The sequence below is a fragment of the Solibacillus sp. FSL K6-1554 genome, from assembly GCF_038005185.1.
GTDB classification, from domain to species: Bacteria; Bacillota; Bacilli; order Bacillales_A; family Planococcaceae; genus Solibacillus; species Solibacillus silvestris.
Genome location: NZ_JBBOSS010000001.1, coordinates 1,012,513 through 1,032,587 on the forward strand (window position 1 = coordinate 1,012,513; position 20,075 = coordinate 1,032,587).

18 protein-coding genes are annotated in these 20,075 nt (G+C 41.2%); 17 read left to right on the forward strand and 1 reads right to left on the reverse strand.

The window, feature by feature from the left end; translation table 11 throughout:
• Window position 1: 1 nt before the first annotated feature.
• Together rpe and MHB58_RS04835 are read left to right on the forward strand one after the other, a co-directional pair.
• A complete protein-coding gene (gene rpe / locus MHB58_RS04830; RefSeq protein WP_008403342.1) occupies window positions 2–667 on the forward strand; it encodes a ribulose-phosphate 3-epimerase in 666 nt (221 codons plus the stop codon).
• On the forward strand, window positions 664–1,293 hold the full coding sequence (locus MHB58_RS04835) for a thiamine diphosphokinase (protein ID WP_340734786.1): 630 nt from the start codon (window positions 664–666) through the stop codon (window positions 1,291–1,293). Before rpe ends, MHB58_RS04835 begins: the two co-directional genes overlap by 4 nt.
• A gap of 452 nt (window positions 1,294–1,745) precedes the next feature.
• On the opposite strand, the gene rpmB is transcribed toward MHB58_RS04835, so the two are convergent.
• Window positions 1,746–1,934, reverse strand: a complete 189-nt coding sequence (rpmB, locus tag MHB58_RS04840; RefSeq protein ID WP_004227417.1) for a 50S ribosomal protein L28 — start codon at window positions 1,932–1,934, stop codon at window positions 1,746–1,748.
• A 215-nt stretch (window positions 1,935–2,149) separates the two neighbouring features.
• On the opposite strand from rpmB, the gene MHB58_RS04845 reads away from it, so the two are divergent.
• The 15 genes from MHB58_RS04845 (at window position 2,150) to ftsY (ending at window position 20,027) form a co-directional block, all read left to right on the forward strand.
• Window positions 2,150–3,043 carry a diacylglycerol/lipid kinase family protein gene (locus MHB58_RS04845; RefSeq protein WP_014824516.1) on the forward strand — a complete coding sequence of 298 codons (894 nt, stop codon included), beginning with the start codon at window positions 2,150–2,152 and terminating at the stop codon, window positions 3,041–3,043.
• Window positions 3,044–3,517: 474 nt separating this feature from the next.
• The gene (locus tag MHB58_RS04850; protein WP_008403339.1) at window positions 3,518–3,880 is read left to right on the forward strand and encodes an Asp23/Gls24 family envelope stress response protein; all 363 of its coding nucleotides are present in this window, start codon (window positions 3,518–3,520) and stop codon (window positions 3,878–3,880) included.
• Window positions 3,881–3,898: 18 nt separating this feature from the next.
• A complete protein-coding gene (locus MHB58_RS04855) occupies window positions 3,899–5,545 on the forward strand; it encodes a DAK2 domain-containing protein (protein WP_014824515.1) in 1,647 nt (548 codons plus the stop codon).
• A gap of 313 nt (window positions 5,546–5,858) precedes the next feature.
• Window positions 5,859–6,521 (forward strand): L-serine ammonia-lyase, iron-sulfur-dependent subunit beta, encoded by a 663-nt coding sequence (sdaAB, locus tag MHB58_RS04860; RefSeq protein ID WP_008403337.1) that lies wholly within the window; start codon window positions 5,859–5,861, stop codon window positions 6,519–6,521.
• Between the two features lie 11 nt (window positions 6,522–6,532).
• A complete protein-coding gene (sdaAA, locus tag MHB58_RS04865; RefSeq protein ID WP_008403335.1) occupies window positions 6,533–7,453 on the forward strand; it encodes an L-serine ammonia-lyase, iron-sulfur-dependent, subunit alpha in 921 nt (306 codons plus the stop codon).
• Window positions 7,454–7,777: 324 nt separating this feature from the next.
• On the forward strand, window positions 7,778–9,817 hold the full coding sequence (gene recG / locus MHB58_RS04870) for an ATP-dependent DNA helicase RecG (RefSeq protein ID WP_340734787.1): 2,040 nt from the start codon (window positions 7,778–7,780) through the stop codon (window positions 9,815–9,817).
• A 68-nt stretch (window positions 9,818–9,885) separates the two neighbouring features.
• Window positions 9,886–10,305 carry a VOC family protein gene (locus tag MHB58_RS04875; protein ID WP_014824513.1) on the forward strand — a complete coding sequence of 140 codons (420 nt, stop codon included), beginning with the start codon at window positions 9,886–9,888 and terminating at the stop codon, window positions 10,303–10,305.
• A gap of 116 nt (window positions 10,306–10,421) precedes the next feature.
• The gene (gene fapR / locus MHB58_RS04880; protein ID WP_008403331.1) at window positions 10,422–10,994 is read left to right on the forward strand and encodes a transcription factor FapR; all 573 of its coding nucleotides are present in this window, start codon (window positions 10,422–10,424) and stop codon (window positions 10,992–10,994) included.
• A complete protein-coding gene (gene plsX / locus MHB58_RS04885) occupies window positions 10,991–11,986 on the forward strand; it encodes a phosphate acyltransferase PlsX (protein WP_014824512.1) in 996 nt (331 codons plus the stop codon). Before fapR ends, plsX begins: the two co-directional genes overlap by 4 nt.
• A gap of 25 nt (window positions 11,987–12,011) precedes the next feature.
• Window positions 12,012–12,965, forward strand: a complete 954-nt coding sequence (gene fabD, locus MHB58_RS04890) for an ACP S-malonyltransferase (RefSeq protein WP_008403329.1) — start codon at window positions 12,012–12,014, stop codon at window positions 12,963–12,965.
• Window positions 12,956–13,702 carry a 3-oxoacyl-[acyl-carrier-protein] reductase gene (gene fabG, locus MHB58_RS04895; RefSeq protein WP_340734788.1) on the forward strand — a complete coding sequence of 249 codons (747 nt, stop codon included), beginning with the start codon at window positions 12,956–12,958 and terminating at the stop codon, window positions 13,700–13,702. Before fabD ends, fabG begins: the two co-directional genes overlap by 10 nt.
• A 299-nt stretch (window positions 13,703–14,001) precedes the next feature.
• Window positions 14,002–14,238 carry an acyl carrier protein gene (acpP, locus tag MHB58_RS04900; RefSeq protein ID WP_008403327.1) on the forward strand — a complete coding sequence of 79 codons (237 nt, stop codon included), beginning with the start codon at window positions 14,002–14,004 and terminating at the stop codon, window positions 14,236–14,238.
• Between the two features lie 203 nt (window positions 14,239–14,441).
• Window positions 14,442–15,203: a ribonuclease III gene (rnc, locus tag MHB58_RS04905; protein ID WP_008403326.1), complete on the forward strand. Its 762-nt coding sequence runs from the start codon at window positions 14,442–14,444 to the stop codon at window positions 15,201–15,203.
• A 1-nt stretch (window position 15,204) separates the two neighbouring features.
• Window positions 15,205–18,786, forward strand: a complete 3,582-nt coding sequence (gene smc, locus MHB58_RS04910; RefSeq protein WP_340734789.1) for a chromosome segregation protein SMC — start codon at window positions 15,205–15,207, stop codon at window positions 18,784–18,786.
• On the forward strand, window positions 18,783–20,027 hold the full coding sequence (gene ftsY / locus MHB58_RS04915) for a signal recognition particle-docking protein FtsY (protein ID WP_014824509.1): 1,245 nt from the start codon (window positions 18,783–18,785) through the stop codon (window positions 20,025–20,027). Before smc ends, ftsY begins: the two co-directional genes overlap by 4 nt.
• Window positions 20,028–20,075: the final 48 nt, after the last annotated feature.

Sequence of the window (20,075 nt, forward strand, 5' to 3'; positions counted from 1 at the left end):
CATGATTAAAATTGCACCATCAATTTTAGCAGCAGATTTTGCAAAGCTGGGACAAGAAGTAAAAGAAGTAGAAGCAGCAGGAGCCGAATTGATTCATATCGATGTAATGGACGGTCATTTCGTACCGAATATTTCATTTGGTGCAATTGCATTAGAAGCCATTCGTCCTCTTTCTACATTACCGATGGACGTACATTTAATGATTGAAAATCCGGACCAGTATATTGAACAGTTTGCGAAAGCGGGTGCAGATTATATTACGGTACATGTTGAAGCATGCCGCCATCTGCACCGTACGATTCAGTTAATTCGTTCACACGGTGTGAAACCGGGTGTTGTATTAAATCCGCATACGCCGATTGAAACAATACAGCATATTTTGGAAGATGTTGATATGGTGCTGTTTATGACGGTAAACCCTGGCTTTGGCGGACAAAAGTTCATTGAATCGGTTGTGCCGAAAGTGGAAGCATTATCGGAAATTATTAAAGAACGTGGCTTGAATATCGAAATTGAAATTGATGGCGGAATTAACGCTGAAACAATCGTACCTTGTGCAAAAGCAGGTGCAACGGTTTTTGTTGCTGGTTCAGCTATTTACAGTAAAGAAGATCGCGCACAAGCTTTACAGGAAATTAAACAAGCAGGATTAGCGGCAATTCAATGATTGTAGCAATCTGCTCAGGCGGCCCCGTTCATGAGGTCGCCTTTTCTTTAACACCGGATGTCTGGATTGGAGTCGACCGGGGGGCATTATATTTAGTGGACAAAGGCATACAGCCACATAGTATTGTCGGTGATTTTGATTCCATTACAGCGGAGGAATTTGCGCGGATTTCCGAAGCTGTAGACCATGTTGAACAATTTCAGGCAGAAAAAGATGAGACGGATACAGACTTAGCCTTGCAGAAGGCACTCACATATGAGCCGCAGGAAGTCTTTTTAACGGGTGTTACAGGCGGGCGTTTAGATCATTACGAAGCGACATTACGGTCTGTATTTCTCATGCAGCAGCAGCATCCTCATATTACTTTTAAAATCATTAATTCTCATAATATCATTCAATTTTTACTGCCGGGTACACATATTTTGACAGAAGACTATTATTCTTACGTATCGTTTTTTGCCTATGGAAAGACTCTGCGAAAGGTGACGTTGCGTAGTGTTAAATATGAGACGACAGATGAAGTGATTGAACAGGGGACAACGCGTTTCACAAGCAATGAAATAATAGGTACAGGGTCTATTTCATTTAGGGAAGGCATATGTTTAATGATAAAGAGTAAAGATTAAGGAGGAACAACACTGAAAGTATATACATTCCAAATGCCAAAATGGTTAAGCGGTGTGGCAAGAGGCTGCGTGAAGTTGTTTCGTAGAGATAAAAAAGAAAAATAAAGATCCTGTCTACAGCTCATAGTGATTATGGGCTGTATTTTTTATGTTGTTGTTTAAGGAAATTATAAACTATCGCACTATGGATAACCTGGAAACAAGTTTTTGTCCCCGTCCAGGCTAAAGCGCCAACTCCTCGGCCATTTCAGTCCCTCCGTGCAAAAGTGGTGAACCGTTTACTTTTGCGTCGGGCCTTCCAATGTCTGAGGCTCACACGATGTGAGCCATTGGGGGTATGCCACAAGGACGTGGCGTTATACCCCCTCGGAGTTGAACGGGCGCTTTAGCGCTTTTGTTCATTTTTTGCAAAAAAATAGAGTACCAGCAAATTGCTGATACTCTATACGCGATTATACGCGCTCGATTTTACCTGATTTTAAAGCACGAGCAGAAACCCATACACGTTTTGGCTTACCGTCAACTAAGATACGAACTTTTTGAAGGTTAGCACCCCAAGTACGTTTGTTAGCGTTCATAGCGTGTGAACGGTTGTTGCCTGTACGAGCTTTACGGCCAGTAATTACGCATTGTTTTGGCATTGTAAAATTCCTCCTTACAGCTGAATCTGAAATCTTTATTTCAGTTCGTTATTTCACATACCATAATAATTTAACATACAGAGTCAATGAGTGCAAGACATTTTACATAACCTTTCAAGAAAAAAACCTTTACACCCCATTTTGCTTAATCGGGATTAAAAACTTCCTGGAAAAGGTAATGTACTATATAAACTAATTATTTGGGGGAAATATTTATGAAAAAGTGTATGGTCATCATCAACCCATCTTCAGGGAAAGAAAAAGCAAGTGAGTATGAAAAGAAAATTATCGGACAATTACATAATTATGAAGTCATTGTAAAAGAAACAGAAGGTGAGAAGGATGCAACCCGCTTTGCTAAAATGGCATGTGATGAGCAATATGATGCGGTCATTTTAGTCGGAGGAGACGGTACACTAAATGAAGGGATCAACGGAATTGCCGAGCAGCCTCACCGCCCTGTTGTGGGAGTTGTTCCATTAGGTACAGTCAATGATTTTGCGCGTGCATTGGACATATCGCTTGATCCTGATGAGGCGATAGCGTTACTTGGCGGAAAAACAACAAAAGCGGACATCGGGAAAGTGAACGATCATTATTTCACGAATGTCATTGCAATCGGATTATTGGCAGAAGCGGTTGGTGACGTGTCGGTAGAGCAAAAAACATCTCTTGGATCGCTCGCCTATTTATTTGAAGGAGTGAAAGCGGCCATTCAAAATGACTCCTACGAAATGGAAGTAACGGCAGATGGACAAACGTATAAAGAAAATATGATGCTCTTCATATGTGTATTAACCGATTCCGTCGGAAGCTTCCGCCAACTAAATGAAGATGCCGATAAATCAGACGGCCTCTTGCACGGGTTTATTATTAAAAGTACGAGCACACTACAAGTAGTAGGGACGGCTAAAAATTTGCTTACAGGCAATTATGAGGACGATGACAATATTATTAAATTGAATGCACGTGAAATGCATATAAAAGCGACTGAAGCATTTCCGCTGAATGTTGACGGAGACTTAATCAGCCAACTTCCGGCAAAAATATCCATTTTGCATAATCATATCGAATTTTTCGCGGTTAATAGTGGGACTCGGCCAAAATAGGTACGTAATAAATAGTCGGTTGGCAGCTAAGCACATGGAACAGAAGGCGGCGACTCCTGCGGGATAAGCGTGACGGCCGATATACCGCAAGAGCGTAGCGGTGAGGAATGGCCCACGCCCGCGGAAAGCGTCAGCCTGTAGTGGAATGTGCGGATAAACATATATTTCGGTATTGAGCTAAAATAGTCAGTGATATGTTTCAAAAATGCTTCCTTGTATAACAACTGAAAATTGTCGAATACTCTAATTAGGTTGTGCAAAAAAAAATATGATGTTGTTTTGCATTCAGTGGGGATAAAGAACCTAACTAATTGAAATTTCACTTTATTAAAAGATTAAAAATAAAGAGATTTTTAATAAAGAGAAATTCAAAAAAACGACTTCAGGCTAGACGTAGATGAACGTTTTCTTTTATAATCGACTTTTGTGTAGTACAATATAAATTAGTCAAATAGAGCCAAGGGGGCATTCACTATGTCAGTAGAATTAAATAACGAATTCGGTCATATTGATATATCCAATGATGTTATTGCTCAAATTGCTGGTGGAGCAGCGATTGAATGCTATGGCATTGTAGGCATGGCATCAAAACATCAGATTCGTGATGGATTAACAGATATTTTACGAAAAGAGAATTTTGCAAAAGGTGTGCTCATTCGCCAAGAAGGTGATGACTTACATATTGATATGTACATTATTGTAAGCTATGGTACGAAAATTTCTGAAATCGCTTATCAAGTACAATCCAAAGTAAAATATACAGTAAATAAAACATTAGGTATGAGCGTTAAATCAGTTAATATTTTTGTTCAAGGCGTTCGTGTTGCGAACGTGTAAGAGGAGGAAATGAATCGAATGAAGTCTTTAGACGGAATTAAATTTGCTGAAATGGTACAAATGGGTGCACATCACCTATACCAAAATGCAGCATATGTAGATTCGCTAAATGTATTCCCTGTGCCGGATGGTGATACAGGGACAAATATGAATTTATCAATGACATCTGGTGCAGATGAAACAGAAGCCAATGTAAGTGCACATATCGGCAAAACAGCTCAGGCTTTATCAAAAGGCTTACTAATGGGCGCACGCGGAAATTCAGGCGTAATTTTATCGCAGTTATTCCGCGGGTTCGGTAAAGCGATTGAAAAAGAAGCTGAAATCGATGCAAAAGACTTAGCGAACGCATTCCAGGCTGGCGTAGATACTGCCTATAAAGCCGTTATGAAACCAGTGGAAGGGACAATCTTAACGGTTGCTCGTGAAGCGGCGGCAAAAGGTGTGGAAGTTGCTGAAACAGAAGAAGATATGATTGTCTTGATGGAAGCTTTTATCGAGGAAGCAAAACAATCATTAAACCGCACGCCGGATCTTTTACCTGTATTAAAAGAAGTAGGCGTTGTCGATAGTGGCGGCCAAGGTTTACTGTTCGTTTATGAAGGATTCCTTGCTTCTATGAAAGGCGAGCCATTACCGGAAAAAAATGAATCTTCACTGGATGATTTAATTAGTGCAGAACATCACCGTGTACAAGACTTCATGGACACATCTGACATCGAATTTGGATACTGTACAGAAATCATGGTGCGTTTCGAAGAAGACAAAGCGCCTTTTGATGAAGACGAGTTCCGCCAAGAGTTGAATCCGATGGGCGACTCATTACTGGTCATCTCGGACGATGAAATTGCAAAAGTACATATACACTCGGAAACTCCAGGTGCCGTACTTGCAGCGGGTCAAAAATATGGTAGCTTAATTAAAATTAAAGTAGACAATATGCGTGAACAGCATTCTGCGATCGTCAACGATGCACCACAAGCACCTGCGAAACAGCAAAAAACAAAAGTTCCATATGCGATTGTAACGATTGCAATGGGTGAAGGTGTATCCAATCTTCTACGCTCGATCGGTGCTTCTTATGTAATTGAAGGCGGACAGACGATGAACCCTTCTACAGAAGATATCGTAAAAGCGGTAAAAGAAATTGGTGCAGAGCGAGTACTAATTTTACCGAACAACAAAAATATCATTATGGCGGCAGAGCAAGCAGCTGAACTTCTGGAAATTGAAGCAGCGGTTGTGCCGACAAAAACGATCCCTCAAGGAATGGCAGCTATTTTAGCATATAATCCTGCCGAGTCAGTTGAAACGAATAAGGCAAACATGACACAAGGCTTTGCACATGTAAAGACTGGTCAAGTAACATTTGCCGTGCGTGATACATCGATCGACGGTGTTGAAATCCGTAAAGATGATTATATGGCATTGGCTGAAGGTAAAATTATTTTATCGACTCCTGAAATGATGGATGCAGCTAAAAAAGTGCTTGAAGGATTGATGGATGAAGATTCAGAAATCATCACAATCATTTATGGTGAAGATGCAACAGCTGAACAAGCCGAAGAATTACAAAACTTTATCGAAGAAAATTATCCGGATGCTGAAGTGGAAATTGTTGAAGGTAAACAATCCCTTTATCCGTTCATTTTATCTGTAGAATAAAATAAATAGTGAAAGCAGTGTGTACTTTCAAGTATGCACTGCTTTCATTATGTTTAAGTGTCTTAAGCGGGCGCTTTGGTAATAAGCCCCAAATTTGCGGTGTTTACAGTAGTGAGACCTATTTGGTGGGAAGTAAGGGGAATAATTCTATTGATTTATTCATCTAACCGCTTAATTGTCAGCGTTAACTTATGGAGTTTAATCCTCATTATGGTTATTATTCTGATTTTACAACAAGAAGTTTGTTAATTGCAGAAAAAATGAGTACACTAGGAGTAAATGAAAGTATAAAAGAATATGGGGGGATAACTTTATGAAATTTACTTCGGTTTTTGATATTATTGGACCTGTTATGATTGGTCCGTCCTCTTCACATACAGCAGGGGCAGCACGTATTGGACGTGTTGCACGCGATTTGTTTGGACGTCAGCCGAAATGGGCGAAAATTTATTTATACGGTTCTTTTGCCGAAACATACCGCGGTCATGGTACGGATGTGGCAATTATAGGTGGATTACTAGATTACGATACGGATGATGAACGGATTAAAACTTCTTTTGCTGAAGCGGAAAAAGCAGGCTTACAGTTTGAGTTTATTCCTGAAACAGCCAATAAAGAGCATCCGAATACTGCGCGCATTTTAATGGGCGATGATGAATCGGAAATGAGCGTTGAAGGTATTTCAATTGGTGGCGGTAAAATTGAGATTAGCGAAGTTAATGGCTTTAAGCTGCGTCTGACAGGCGGGATGCCGGCAATTCTGGTTGTGCATGATGACCGTGCCGGCTGTATTGCAAACGTGGCGAACTGTTTGGCCATGCATGATGTCAATATTGGACATATGGAAGTATCGCGTATTGAACGTGGATTAACGGCTTTAATGGTAATTGAAGTCGATCAAAATATAGATAAGCGTCTGTTAGAGCAAATCTCATATATTCCACATATTACGAAGGTATCGAAAATTAATAACTAGGGGTGACAAATATGGATGTTTTATTCCGCAGTGTTCGAGAGTTAGTGGAGTTGGCTGAGAGAGAAGGAAAGCTTATTTCCGAGTTAATGATTGAGCAGGAAATGTTAATTACAGGTCGCTCTCGTGAAGATATTTTTAAACAGATGGACCGCAACTTAACGATTATGGAAGAAGCAGTAGAGCGCGGCTTAAAAGGTGTACAATCCGTAACAGGTTTAACTGGTGGCGATGCTGTACTCATTCAAAATTATATTAAAAAAGGCAATACATTAGCCGGAGACCTTTTACTTGATGCTGTCAGCAAAGCTGTTGCGACAAATGAAGTGAATGCGGCAATGGGTACAATTTGTGCGACTCCAACAGCAGGTTCAGCGGGAGTAGTTCCGGGGACATTATTTGCAGTTCAAAATAAATTAAATCCGACACGTGAACAAATGATTCGATATTTATTCACTTCGGGAGCATTTGGATTTATCGTTGCGAACAATGCTTCAATTTCAGGTGCAGAAGGCGGCTGTCAGGCAGAAGTCGGCAGTGCATCGGCAATGGCGGCGGCAGCGATTGTAGAAATGGCTGGCGGAACAGCGCAGCAAAGTTCGGAAGCATTTGCCATCACGCTGAAAAATATGCTCGGATTAGTATGTGACCCGGTTGCAGGCTTAGTGGAAGTACCTTGTGTTAAACGTAATGCAATGGGTGCATCCAACTCATTAGTCGCAGCGGATATGGCATTGGCAGGTGTGACAAGCCGCATTCCATGTGATGAGGTAATCGGCGCAATGTACCGAATCGGTCAGGCAATGAGCCCGAACTTGAAAGAAACAGCGCGAGGCGGTTTAGCCGCAACACCAACAGGCAAAGCGATTACCCATGCAATCTTTGAAGGCGGAGACCTGAAAAGCCTGCTCAAATCTCGTGTAGGCAGTAACTAACGTTTGTTTATTAATATAATAATTTAATAAGGAAATTATCTCTTTGTTATAATATTGCATTGAATTAATAAAAAATTGAACACAAATTTTTGTGTTCTTTTTTTAGTTTATGAGAGAACGTATGCACCCATTTTATGATATTGTTAAACTATAAAGTGAAACTTCAATCAGGGGGGTCATCCCACACTGATTATAAGGAACACAAGCTAAAATCGTCACGTCCTGTGACAACGCTTGTGTAACCAACATCGTGTCGGCCCGAACCAATCGGGCTTTTACTACCCGTTAATGCGGGATAAATAATTCGTAAAGGAAGTGTCGACAATGATTCATGAGCCAGTTTCACAATTAAAGGGAATCGGAAAAGAAACAGCCGAAAATTTAATGAAAATTGGCATCGAGACAATCCATGACTTGATTTGGACATTTCCATACCGCCATGAAGATTTTCGATTAAAAGATTTAACTGAAACACCGCATAATGAGCGTGTGACGATTGAAGCACGTGTCGAAAGTGAACCGACCGTATTATTTTTAGGGAAAAATAAATCCCGACTACAATTTACGGCTCTTGCAGGAAGACATTTAATTAAAGTTGTGTTTTTCAATCAAAATTATTTGCGGCAAAAAATTTCAACTGGCGGCATCATAACCGTTACCGGTAAATGGGATCGCGGACGTCAAGTTATTGTCGGATCGTCCGTGACATTCGGGCCGAAAACAGAACAAGTGGATTTTGAGCCTGTTTATAGTTTAAAGGGGAATATTCAGCAAAAGCGCTTCCGTAAATATATGCGCCAGGCGTTGGATACTGTGAAGGAAGAACTGCCTGAAACATTGCCAAATTATCTGCGTGAAAGCTATCAGTTAGTTAATATTCAAGAAGCGCTCGAAGGGGTGCATTTTCCGCTAAATGCAGATCATGCAAAACAGGCCCGTCGCCGTTTCGTATATGAGGAATTACTGCAGTTCCAGCTGCGTATTCAAGCCCTAAGAAAAGCGAATAAGGAAAATGAGAAAGGAATTTCCGTTCGCTTTGATCTGGAAAAATTAAAAGCATTTATAACGACATTGCCATATGAGCTTACAGGTGCCCAAAAGCGGGTTGTCAATGAAATTTGCAAAGATATGTTATTGCCGCAACGTATGAATCGTCTGCTTCAAGGGGATGTAGGATCTGGAAAGACTGTCGTGGCAGCGATCGGACTATATGCAGCTGTAACGGCAGGATATCAAGGGGCTCTAATGGCGCCGACCGAAATTTTAGCAGAGCAACATGCAGAAAACCTGCATATGTGGTTTGATCCGATTGGCGTTAAGATAGCATTATTATCGGGCTCGACAAAGACAAAGGCACGCCGTGAATTATTGGCACAACTTGCAGCAGGAGAAATCGATATTCTCATTGGGACACATGCACTCATTCAGCCGGATGTTGAATTCAAGAAGCTAGGATTTGTCATAACGGATGAACAGCATCGTTTTGGTGTAGAACAACGTCGTGTACTGCGTGAAAAAGGCGAAAATCCGGATGTACTGTTCATGACCGCAACACCTATTCCGCGTACATTAGCCATTACAGCTTTTGGTGAGATGGATGTTTCGATTATTGATGAGTTGCCTGCCGGGCGTAAAGAGATTGAAACGCATTGGCTGAAAAAAGAACAGCTGAACAGTGTGCTGATGCGCATGACCCAAGAACTTGAAGCAGGCCGCCAAGCGTATGTCATTGCGCCGTTAATCGAAGAGTCCGATAAACTGGATGTGCAAAATGCAGTGGAAGCTTACGAACAATTGAAGGCGTATTTCGGCACCCGTTTTGAAATCGGCCTGATGCATGGTCGATTGCATTCTGACGAAAAAGATGCGGTCATGCGAGCATTTAGTGATGGGAAAATTCATGTGCTTGTATCGACAACTGTTGTCGAAGTTGGGGTAAACGTACCAAACGCGACTTTCATGACAATTTATGATGCCGAGCGTTTTGGTTTGGCGCAGCTTCACCAGCTGCGTGGACGTGTTGGTCGTGGAGAACATCAATCCTATTGTGTGCTGATTGCCGATCCGAAAACAGATGAAGGAAAAGAACGTATGATGAGTATGACCGAGACGAATGATGGTTTCCGCCTAGCTGAAAAAGATTTGGAGCTGCGAGGATCAGGGGATTTCTTCGGAAAACGGCAAAGCGGGTTGCCGGAATTTAAATTGGCCGACCTTGTCCATGATTACCGGGCTCTTGAAACGGCAAGACAGGATGCCGAGAAAATGCTCTATGATGAAGCATTCTGGAAAGATCAGGAATATGAATTTTTAAGAGAAGATTTAACGGCTTCTGGAGTTATGCAAGGAGAACGAATCGATTAAACGGTTAGAACCTGTAATTGGTGGAAAACTATTTAGGCTACTTAAAAATGCTGAAAAGAGGTAATAAGATGGGAAACATGTATCCGTATTTTGTGTTAAATGGACGAGCAAAAGAGGCAGTAGTGTTATATGCAGAACTGTTTAATGCCAAAAGTGTAACGATTTCAACATTTGGAGAATTACCGCCAAATCCTGAACACCCTATTCCGCCAGAAGCAAAAGATTTGGTCATGAATGCACAAATTGAACTGGAGGAAGGTCAAATGATGTTTTCCGATACGTATCCGGGCTCTCCGCAAGTGACGGTAGGGGACAATATCAGTATTGCCTATACGTCAAAAGACGAGCAGGAAATCCGATTTATTTTCTATGGTTTAAAAGAAGGCGGAAAGATCGTAATGGAGTTACAGGAGACCTTTTGGAGCAAGTGCTATGGGCAAGTAACAGATAAGTTTGGTGTGCTGTGGCAGCTAAGCTTGGAAGCTTAAGATTTCAAGGACGCAACAAAAAGTTGTTGCGTTCTTTTTTTTATACATGTATATTGATATTAGTACCAAGTGCTAATACTAATCTTTTAGAAAATTAAAGGTAGGTAACAAATACGATGAAGCGTTCCAAAAAAGAGCGACAGTCGTTATTGACTGAACAGATCGCAGACAATCCTTTCGTGACAGATGAACAATTAGCAGCTGAATTTAATGTGAGCGTTCAAACAATTCGATTGGATCGCATGGAACTCGCTATTCCGGAATTGCGTGAACGTATTAAAGATGTTGCTGCTAAAAAATATGATGAAGTAAAATCGTTGCCACTTGATGAGGTCATCGGTGAAATTATTGATATAGAGCTGGATAATCGGGCAATTTCAATATTTGATGTTGGAGAAGAACATGTTTTCCAGCGCAACGGCATAGCGCGTGGTCACCATTTATTTGCACAGGCCAATTCTTTGGCGGTTGCAGTAATTGATGATGAGCTTGCCCTTACTGTAAAATCAAATGTAGCTTTCGTAAAGCCGGTTCGTGCAGGCAATCGTGTCGTAACGAAGGCTGTTGTAAAAGGGAAAAACCCTGATAAAAACCGTACATTTATCGAAGTGACTTCTTCCGTTGATAATGAAGTAGTTTTCAAGGGAGAGTTTGAAATGTATCGGATGAAAGGTGAAGAAACAACATGAAAATAGCAGTAGATGGTATGGGCGGAGATAACGCACCACAGGCAATCATAGAAGGAGTCTTTATGGCGCTTGAAGATTTTCCGAAATTAACGATTGATCTATATGGCGATGAACAGAAAATGGCGCCATATTTAAAAAATCACGAACGCTTAACGGTTATTCATTGTAGTGAAGTTGTAGAGGCAGAGGACGATCCGGCACGCGCAGTACGCCGCAAAAAAGATTCTTCAATGGCTCGTATGCTGGATGCAGTTGCTGAAGGAAAGGCGGACGCTTGTTTATCGGCAGGGAATACTGGTGCCTTAATGGCAGGCGGACTTTTCAAAGTAGGACGTATTGATGGAGTAGCGCGTCCTGCATTAGCAACAACTTTACCGACAATGAATGGCGACGGCTTCCTTATGCTTGATTTAGGTGCCAATGCAGATGCAAAACCTGAAAACTTATTACAGTACGCAATTATGGGAGATATTTATGTGAAGCAAGTTCGCGGTCAAAAAGCACCTCGAATTGGATTATTAAATATCGGTACTGAAGATAAAAAAGGGAATGAATTAACTAAAGCGTCATTTACATTATTAAAAGAAGCGGACTTTAACTTTGAAGGCAATGTAGAAGCACGAGAATTGCTGAATGGGGTCGCTGATGTGGTCGTAACGGACGGGTTTACAGGCAATATGGTGCTGAAAACAATCGAAGGTACGGCAGGCACGGTATTCAAAATGTTGAAGGAAGCGTTATTTGCTACGACAAAAACGAAAATTGCTGCTGCATTAGTAAAGAATGACTTAAAACAGCTAAAAGGTAAAATGGACTATACAGAATACGGTGGGGCGGCTTTATTCGGCCTGAAAGCACCTGTTATTAAAGCACATGGTTCATCGAATGCACGTGCGATTTACAGTGCGATTCGTCAAGCGACAATTATGGTAGAGCATAAAGTATGCGAAACAATTGCCGAAAAAATCGAGCAATTGCCAAAGCCAGAATAAGCGTATTTACAAAGGGGATTATCAAATGACAAAAATTGCTTTTATTTTTCCAGGACAAGGTTCACAAACTGTAGGGATGGGTGCGGAGTTTGTTGCGAATGATGAAGTAAGCAAACAGTATTATAAACGAGCGGACGAAGTGTTAAACCTTCCATTGTCGGACTATATGTTAAACGGTCCACAAGAAACATTGACACTGACATACCATGCTCAGCCGGCTTTATTGACATCAGGGGTGATGATCGCAAATAAGCTGATTGAAGCTGGTATTGCACCGCAATATACTGCGGGACATTCATTAGGGGAGTACAGTGCATTTGTCATTTCAGGAGTAATTGATTTTGAAGATGCAGTTCAAACGGTTCATAGACGGGGTGTATTTATGGACGAGGCAGTACCTGCAGGTCAAGGAGCAATGGCAGCTATATTGGCGTTAGATGGAGAAAAACTAGACGCCATTTGCCAGCAAGTATCCGCTGAAGGAGAAGTCGTTCAAGTAGCGAACTTCAACTGTCCGGGCCAAATTGTGATTTCAGGGACGAAACAAGGTGTTGACGAAGCATGTAAAAGAGCGAAGGAAGCAGGAGCAAAACGAGCTTTACCATTAGTCGTAAGCGGTCCTTTCCATAGTTCATTAATGCAGGAAGCGGCACATAATTTAAAGAATACGGTAGCAAATTTACCATTACAGGAACCAAACATTCCAGTAATGAGCAATGTGACTTCAGAGCTCTTAACAACTGTTGAAGCGATTAAAGAAGAAATGGTAGCCCAAGTAACAAGCTCAGTACAATGGCAACAAAACATTGAAAAGCTTATTGCTGAAGGGGTAACGGTCTTTATCGAGTGCGGACCAGGAAAAGTATTATCAGGCTTAGTGAAAAAAATTGACCGCAATGTACAAACATACTGTGTATATGATGAGGCGAGTTTGACACAAGTTGTTGAGGCATCAAAGGAGTGGAAACAATGGGTTTAACAGGGAAATGTGCTGTCGTAACAGGGGCATCCCGTGGCATTGGTCGCGCGATCGCATTACAATTGGCAAGTGAAGGGGCAAAAGTCGTTGTCAATTATAGCGGGAGCGAGCAAAAGGCGCAGGAAGTTGTAGAAGAAATTAAAGCAAATGGCGGCGAAGCAATTGCCGTACAGGCGAATGTGGCAGATACGGTTTCTGTGCAGAATTTAATGAAAACAGCGCTTGATACGTATGGTTCGATCGACATTTTAGTAAACAATGCGGGCATCACTCGCGATAATTTATTAATGCGTATGAAAGATGACGAATGGGATGATGTCATCAATACGAATTTAAAAGGTGTTTTCCTTTGTACAAAAGCTGTTACGCGTCAAATGATGAAACAGCGTGCAGGTCGCATCATTAATATTTCTTCAATCGTTGGGGTTGCCGGAAATGCTGGACAGGCTAATTATGTAGCGGCAAAAGCGGGTGTGATCGGTCTGACAAAAACAACTGCACAGGAGCTTGCGTCTCGTAATATTTTAGTCAATGCAATTGCACCAGGTTTTATTACAACGGAAATGACGGAAGGCTTACCGGAGGATTTGAAAGAAGGTATGCTAAAACAAATTCCGTTGGCAAAACTAGGTCAACCGGAGGATATCGCAAAAGCTGTCGTATTTTTCGCATCAGATAGTTCCAACTACATTACAGGCCAAACGCTCCAAATAGACGGCGGCATGGTAATGGCTTAATATTATTTAAATATATAAGCTGTAGGCTGTAAATATTTATGGAAGACTTAGCGAAATGTGCTCGAGTGTAGCTGACGGCTAAGCCTTTCGCTACAAGCAAGCTTCCTACGGGAATAGCGGGACTGCCGATACACCGCAGGAAATTTATTTGCGACGAAAGCGAAAGCGACAGGAGCACCGAAGCGACGAGGAGGATTGGCACCGCCCGTGGAAAGCGAGCTCTAATTTCGCTTGTTAGTAGTAGAAAGCATTGTTAGTGATATTATTAAAGTAGCATGCATTGAGGGGAGGTGACTGATTTGTCTACAGTATTTGAGCGTGTTTCAAAAGTAGTCGTTGACCGTTTAGGCGTTGACGAAAGCGAAGTGAAATTAGAAGCATCATTCCGTGAGGATTTAGGTGCAGATTCATTAGACGTTGTTGAGTTAGTAATGGAACTTGAAGATGAGTTCGATATGGAAATTTCTGATGAAGATGCAGAAAAAATTGCAACAGTTGGTAATGCAATTTCATACATCGAAAGCAAAATTAGCTAATTCATTTATAAAACACCAGGCTGTACTAAGTCACAACGACTTTTGTACAGCCTTTTTTGCGTCTGAAAATTTTGTTAAATTGCCATTTCTAGTGGGCTGAATAAATATAGTGAAATTTGATAGGTTTTTGACTGATACCCTTTGCACAATGCTATAGAACAAGGTAAACTAAACGATAGAAACTAGAAGGAAGGCAGAATTACATGACCTATAGAAAAAAAGGGAACAACCAGAAACCCGGTGTCCTCCCTGAAAAAGTAAAATCACAATTTGAAATTTTAGAAAACGAAATGAACATTCATTTCCAGAATAAAGATTTATTATATCAAGCATTTACACATTCATCTTATGTGAATGAGCATCGCCGCAAATTATTTACGGACAACGAACGATTAGAATTTTTAGGGGACGCTGTATTAGAGTTATCTGTATCAAAATATTTATTTGAAAAATTTCCGCATATGAGCGAAGGGGAACTTACGAAATTACGTGCATCAATCGTATGTGAGCCATCACTAGTTGTTTTTGCGAACGAATTGAACTTCGGACAATTTGTATTATTAGGTAAAGGCGAAGAATTAACAGGTGGTCGTGAACGTCCTGCATTGCTTGCTGACGTATTTGAATCATTTGTCGGAGCCCTTTATTTAGATCAAGGTTTAGAAGTTGTTGTCGCATTTTTAGAACGTGTCGTATTCCCTAAAGTTGAAGTCGGTGCTTTTTCGCATGTGATGGATTTTAAAAGTCAATTACAAGAAATTATTCAACAAACAAATAACGGCCTTTTAAATTACGAAATAGTTGATGAAAAAGGTCCAGCACATAATCGAACATTCGTTTCACGCGTATTGTTAAACAGCCAAGAGTTAGGTATTGGCCGTGGAAAATCAAAGAAAGAGGCTGAGCAGCAAGCAGCGCAAAGTGCCATGCTAATGCTTAAGCAGTCAAAGCAAGAGGAGGAATAACATGTTCCTTAAAAGACTCGAAGTAGTAGGCTTTAAATCATTTGCCGAACGAATCGGGATCGATTTTGTACCTGGTGTTACTGCAGTTGTAGGACCAAATGGTAGTGGGAAAAGTAATGTAACAGATGCAATCCGGTGGGTATTAGGAGAGCAGTCTGCCAAAAGCCTGCGTGGAGCCAAAATGGAAGACGTTATTTTTGCAGGAAGTGAATCGAGAAGAGCACTGAATTTTGCGGAAGTTACACTTGTTTTAGATAATACAGATGAACAAGTAGCAATACCTTATACTGAGGTAAGTGTGACAAGACGTGTCTATCGCTCGGGCGAGAGTGAATATTTATTGAATAACCAGCAGTGTCGCCTGAAGGATATTACAGACTTGTTTATGGATTCGGGGCTTGGGAAAGAAGCCTTTTCAATTATTTCCCAAGGACGAGTTGATGAAATTTTAAACAGCCGTCCAGATGACCGCCGCAGTATTTTTGAAGAGGCTGCAGGTGTTTTAAAATATAAGCTGCGCAAGAAAAAAGCGGAGCATAAACTTGTTGAAACAGATGAAAATCTAAATCGGGTTCTCGATATTTTGCATGAAATCGACCAGCGCCTGGAGCCATTGAAAATTCAGGCTTCCAGTGCGAAAGATTATGTGCGGATGACAGAAGAACTGAAAGATTTTGATATAGCATTAATGGTTCATGATATCCGTACAAGCGGGAAAGTATTGCAAGGCTATACCGAAGAGCAGCGCAAATTAACAGCAACCGAAAAAGAACATGCAACGGAAATTGCGACAGTTGAACAGCAATTGCGCAAAATGCGTACGGAGTTAAAAGCGATTGATGAAGTGCTGGACAGTTCTCAAGAGCAGCTTGTCGAAGCGAGCGCAGAAGTAGAACGTTGGGAAGGGCGTAAAGCGCTATTTAACGAAAAGCGTTCAAATGCCGAAAAACAAATTCAGCAACTACGTGATAGCTTAACGGAAGCATCCAATACGGTAAAAGATCTGCAAGAGGCTGAACGGGAAAAACGCGGTCAGTTTACGGAAAAGCAAAAAATCGTAACTGAAATTCGTTCAACGTTAAAGCAAGTAGAGCAAGCTTTAACACGCTCTGCTTCGGAAATCGAACAAGAAATTGAAGATGCGAAAAATACGTATATTAACCTGCTGAATGAAGAAGCGACAGTAAAAAATGAATTAAAGCATATCGACCAGCAACTTTCGCAGGAACAGGCATCTGTTGAGCGAATGACAGGTCGTTCATCAGAAATTCAAAAAGAACTGACTGAAGCACTCGTTGCAAAAGAAGTGACAGAACGTGCGCTGGAACAGGCAGAACAGTCTGTGAAAGAGCAGCTTGGTCATTTTGATGTCATGCAGCTTCAGTTAAAATCAGCGACTGCCGATTTAGATGAAAAGCAAGCATTATTGTATAAAGCTTATCAGCATCATCAGCAATTAAAGGCACGTAAAGAAACATTGGCTGAACTTGAGGCTGATTTTTCAGGCTTCTTCCATGGTGTTAAGGAAGTCCTTTTAGCGCGGGATCGTAAAGAACTGCAAGGGATTGAAGGTGCGGTTGCCGAGCTGATTCAAGTCGAGGCGAAATACTCACAGGCAATTGAAACAGCATTAGGCGCAGCTTCACAGCATATTGTGACTGATAATGAACAACATGCCCAAAAAGCAATTGGCTGGTTGAAGCAAAAACGTGCAGGCCGTGCAACATTTTTACCGAAAACAGTTATGCGCTCTCGGAAGATTCATGCACAGCAATTAAGTGATATTCAATCACATCCTGCATATGTTGCCTTAGCATATGAACTAGTGAATTATGCACAAGAAAATACTACAATTATCGAAAACCTTTTAGGGAATGTACTAGTTGCATCTTCTTTAGAAGGCGCGAGTCAAATTGCCCGTTTATGCGGATTTAAGTACCGGGTTGTTACACTTGAAGGGGACATCGTGAATGCTGGTGGTTCCTTAACCGGTGGTGCCGTAAAACAGCAAAGTTCATTATTTTCGCGAAAAGCCGAACTCGACAAACTCGTATCAACATTAGGGGAAATGGAAACAACAATCCATTCTGCAGAGCATACGGTAGCGACGAAGAAAGAACAGATTGCAGCATTACGACATTCATTGGAAGAGATGAAGCTGCAAGGTGAATCATTGCGTGAACAAGAGCAAATCCACCGTGCGAAGCTTATGGAACTCGATATGATTGTAAAGAACCTGCAGACGACTGTAACGATTACGCAGTCGGAGCAAACTTCATTATCGACACGTAAAGAATCTTTAAATGAACAACAGGCAGCTGCACAATCACGATTAGCCGAATTAAGTAAAGAATTACAGGAAATTCAGCAAACGGTTGATGAACTGACACTTGCTAAGGCACAGAGTGAAACACAAAAAGATGTGCTGCGTGAACAGTTAGCCCAACAAAGATCTGAGCTTGCTGTTGCCCAAGAACAATTAACGCAAGTACAGGCATCGATTGCAGGAATTGAACTGAATTTGTCAAAAGCACAGGCAAATGTCGAAAAAATTTCCCGGGAAATCGACTGGGTGGAATCTGAAGATGGTTTAAACGGGCCATCTGCAGAAGAATTGGCCCAAACAATTGTCGAATGGACGGAGAAAAAAGACGCGTTAACAGAAATTATTCAAAAGAACCGTACAATGCGTTCTACTTTGCATGAGCAAGTTACGGAAAATGAAATCCACCTGCAGGAAATACAGCGAGTACACAAAAGCTATGTCGATGCATTGCGTGCATTGGAGCTGAAATGCAGCCGAATTGAATTTGAAATGAATAGTTTGCAAGAGCAGTTGCTCGAGCAATATGAACTTGATATTTTATCTGCTCAAGAAGAAGCAATCGGCATAGAGGACGAAGAACAAGTTCGACGGAAAGTAAAGCTGTTGAAGCAATCGATCGAGGAACTAGGTCCAGTCAATTTAACATCGATAGAAGAATATGAGCGTGTTCAGGAACGCTATACATTTTTAAGTGAACAACGCGAAGATTTGGTCGCTGCAAAAGATACGCTGCACAAAGCAATCGGCGAGATGGATGAAGAAATGACAGAACGTTTCAGTGAAACATTTAAACAAATCCGCAAGCAATTCGTCATTTCCTTTAGAGAGCTGTTTGGTGGCGGTACAGCTGATCTGGTGCTGTTGGATCCTAATAATATGTTAGAGACAGGCATTGAAATTATTGCCCAGCCTCCAGGGAAGAAACTACAAAGCTTAAGTCTGCTTTCCGGCGGAGAACGAGCATTAACGGCTATTGCTTTATTGTTTGCGATTTTAAATACGCGACCTGTACCATTCTGTATTTTGGATGAGGTTGAAGCAGCATTGGATGAATCGAATGTTGTGCGTTATAGTGAATATTTACGTAAATTTAGTGAGCATACTCAATTCATCGTCATTACGCACCGTAAAGGCACGATGGAAGGGGCAGATGTTCTGTATGGTATTACAATGCAAGAGTCAGGTGTATCGAAACTTGTATCCGTAAAACTGGAAGAACATGCTGAATTAGTAGCGCAAGGGAGTGGCGGAAGATGAGTTTTTTTAAGCGACTGAAAGAAAAACTGGCAGGTAATAGTGAACAACAAGAACAACAAGATCAACAGGTGGATTTGTTACCGCTTGACGAACAAGTACAGGAAGAAAATCGATTAATTGAAACTGTCGAGGAAGAAGATCCTAATTCTGAACAAATTGTTGAAAAAGAACAGGAAGAAACAATTGAACAGCCTGCAATTGAAGAAATTCAACCTGTTGAAGAGGAGATATCGAATCAATCGGACACTGATGTTGTGGAACAACCTCAAAAAGAGTCTGCCTGGTCGATTACACAGAAGTTTAAAGCAGGATTAGAAAAAACACGTAATTCTTTCACTTCTAAAGTAAATGATTTAGTTGCACGTTACCGTAAAGTGGATGAAGATTTCTTTGAAGAACTTGAAGATGTATTGCTGCAAGCGGATGTAGGCTTTGAGACCGTGATGGAATTAATGGATAAATTACGTTTTGAAGTACAGCGTCAAAACATTAAAGATACAAATGGAATTCAAGCAATTATATCTGAAAAGCTTGTTGAAATTTATGAATCTGGCGAAGAAAATTTAACAGAATTAAATATTCAGCAGAGCGGAGATTTAACGGTTATTTTATTTGTTGGTGTAAATGGTGTCGGTAAGACAACGACAATCGGTAAATTGGCCCACCGTTTAAAATCAGAAGGGAAATCAGTGATGCTGGCAGCGGGTGATACTTTCCGTGCCGGTGCCATTGAGCAGCTGCAAGTATGGGGTGACCGTGTCGGTGTAGAAGTCATAGCACAGTCAGAAGGTTCCGATCCGGCTGCAGTAATGTATGATGCCATTCGTGCAGCCAAAAACCGAGGTGTCGATATTTTAATTTGCGATACAGCCGGCCGTCTGCAAAACAAAGTCAACTTAATGAACGAACTTGAAAAAGTGCACCGTGTAATTTCTCGTGAAATTCCGGATGCACCGCATGAAGTATTGCTCGCATTGGATGCGACAACAGGCCAAAATGCGCTTGTTCAGGCTCAAATGTTCAAAGAGGCAACAAATGTAACTGGTATTGTTTTAACAAAACTGGATGGTACGGCAAAAGGCGGTATTGTATTGGCAATTCGCAATAAACTGCACATCCCGGTGAAATTTGTAGGACTTGGTGAAAAAATGGACGATCTGCAGCCATTCGACGCAGAACGTTATGTATACGGTTTATTTGCCGAGGGACTTGAAAAAGAACTTAAAAAATCAGAAGAGTAATGATTTATTCTATTCAAAAAGCAATTCGTATTCATTTTACGAATTGCT

Coding starts and splice junctions, on each gene's coding strand:
- rpe (WP_008403342.1), top strand. CDS start 2: ATGATTAAAATTGCACCATCAATTTTAGCAGCAGATTTTGCAAAGCTG.
- MHB58_RS04835 (WP_340734786.1), top strand. CDS start 664: ATGATTGTAGCAATCTGCTCAGGCGGCCCCGTTCATGAGGTCGCCTTT.
- rpmB (WP_004227417.1), bottom strand. CDS start 1,934: ATGCCAAAACAATGCGTAATTACTGGCCGTAAAGCTCGTACAGGCAAC.
- MHB58_RS04845 (WP_014824516.1), top strand. CDS start 2,150: ATGAAAAAGTGTATGGTCATCATCAACCCATCTTCAGGGAAAGAAAAA.
- MHB58_RS04850 (WP_008403339.1), top strand. CDS start 3,518: ATGTCAGTAGAATTAAATAACGAATTCGGTCATATTGATATATCCAAT.
- MHB58_RS04855 (WP_014824515.1), top strand. CDS start 3,899: ATGAAGTCTTTAGACGGAATTAAATTTGCTGAAATGGTACAAATGGGT.
- sdaAB (WP_008403337.1), top strand. CDS start 5,859: ATGAAATTTACTTCGGTTTTTGATATTATTGGACCTGTTATGATTGGT.
- sdaAA (WP_008403335.1), top strand. CDS start 6,533: ATGGATGTTTTATTCCGCAGTGTTCGAGAGTTAGTGGAGTTGGCTGAG.
- recG (WP_340734787.1), top strand. CDS start 7,778: ATGATTCATGAGCCAGTTTCACAATTAAAGGGAATCGGAAAAGAAACA.
- MHB58_RS04875 (WP_014824513.1), top strand. CDS start 9,886: ATGGGAAACATGTATCCGTATTTTGTGTTAAATGGACGAGCAAAAGAG.
- fapR (WP_008403331.1), top strand. CDS start 10,422: ATGAAGCGTTCCAAAAAAGAGCGACAGTCGTTATTGACTGAACAGATC.
- plsX (WP_014824512.1), top strand. CDS start 10,991: ATGAAAATAGCAGTAGATGGTATGGGCGGAGATAACGCACCACAGGCA.
- fabD (WP_008403329.1), top strand. CDS start 12,012: ATGACAAAAATTGCTTTTATTTTTCCAGGACAAGGTTCACAAACTGTA.
- fabG (WP_340734788.1), top strand. CDS start 12,956: ATGGGTTTAACAGGGAAATGTGCTGTCGTAACAGGGGCATCCCGTGGC.
- rnc (WP_008403326.1), top strand. CDS start 14,442: ATGACCTATAGAAAAAAAGGGAACAACCAGAAACCCGGTGTCCTCCCT.
- smc (WP_340734789.1), top strand. CDS start 15,205: ATGTTCCTTAAAAGACTCGAAGTAGTAGGCTTTAAATCATTTGCCGAA.
- ftsY (WP_014824509.1), top strand. CDS start 18,783: ATGAGTTTTTTTAAGCGACTGAAAGAAAAACTGGCAGGTAATAGTGAA.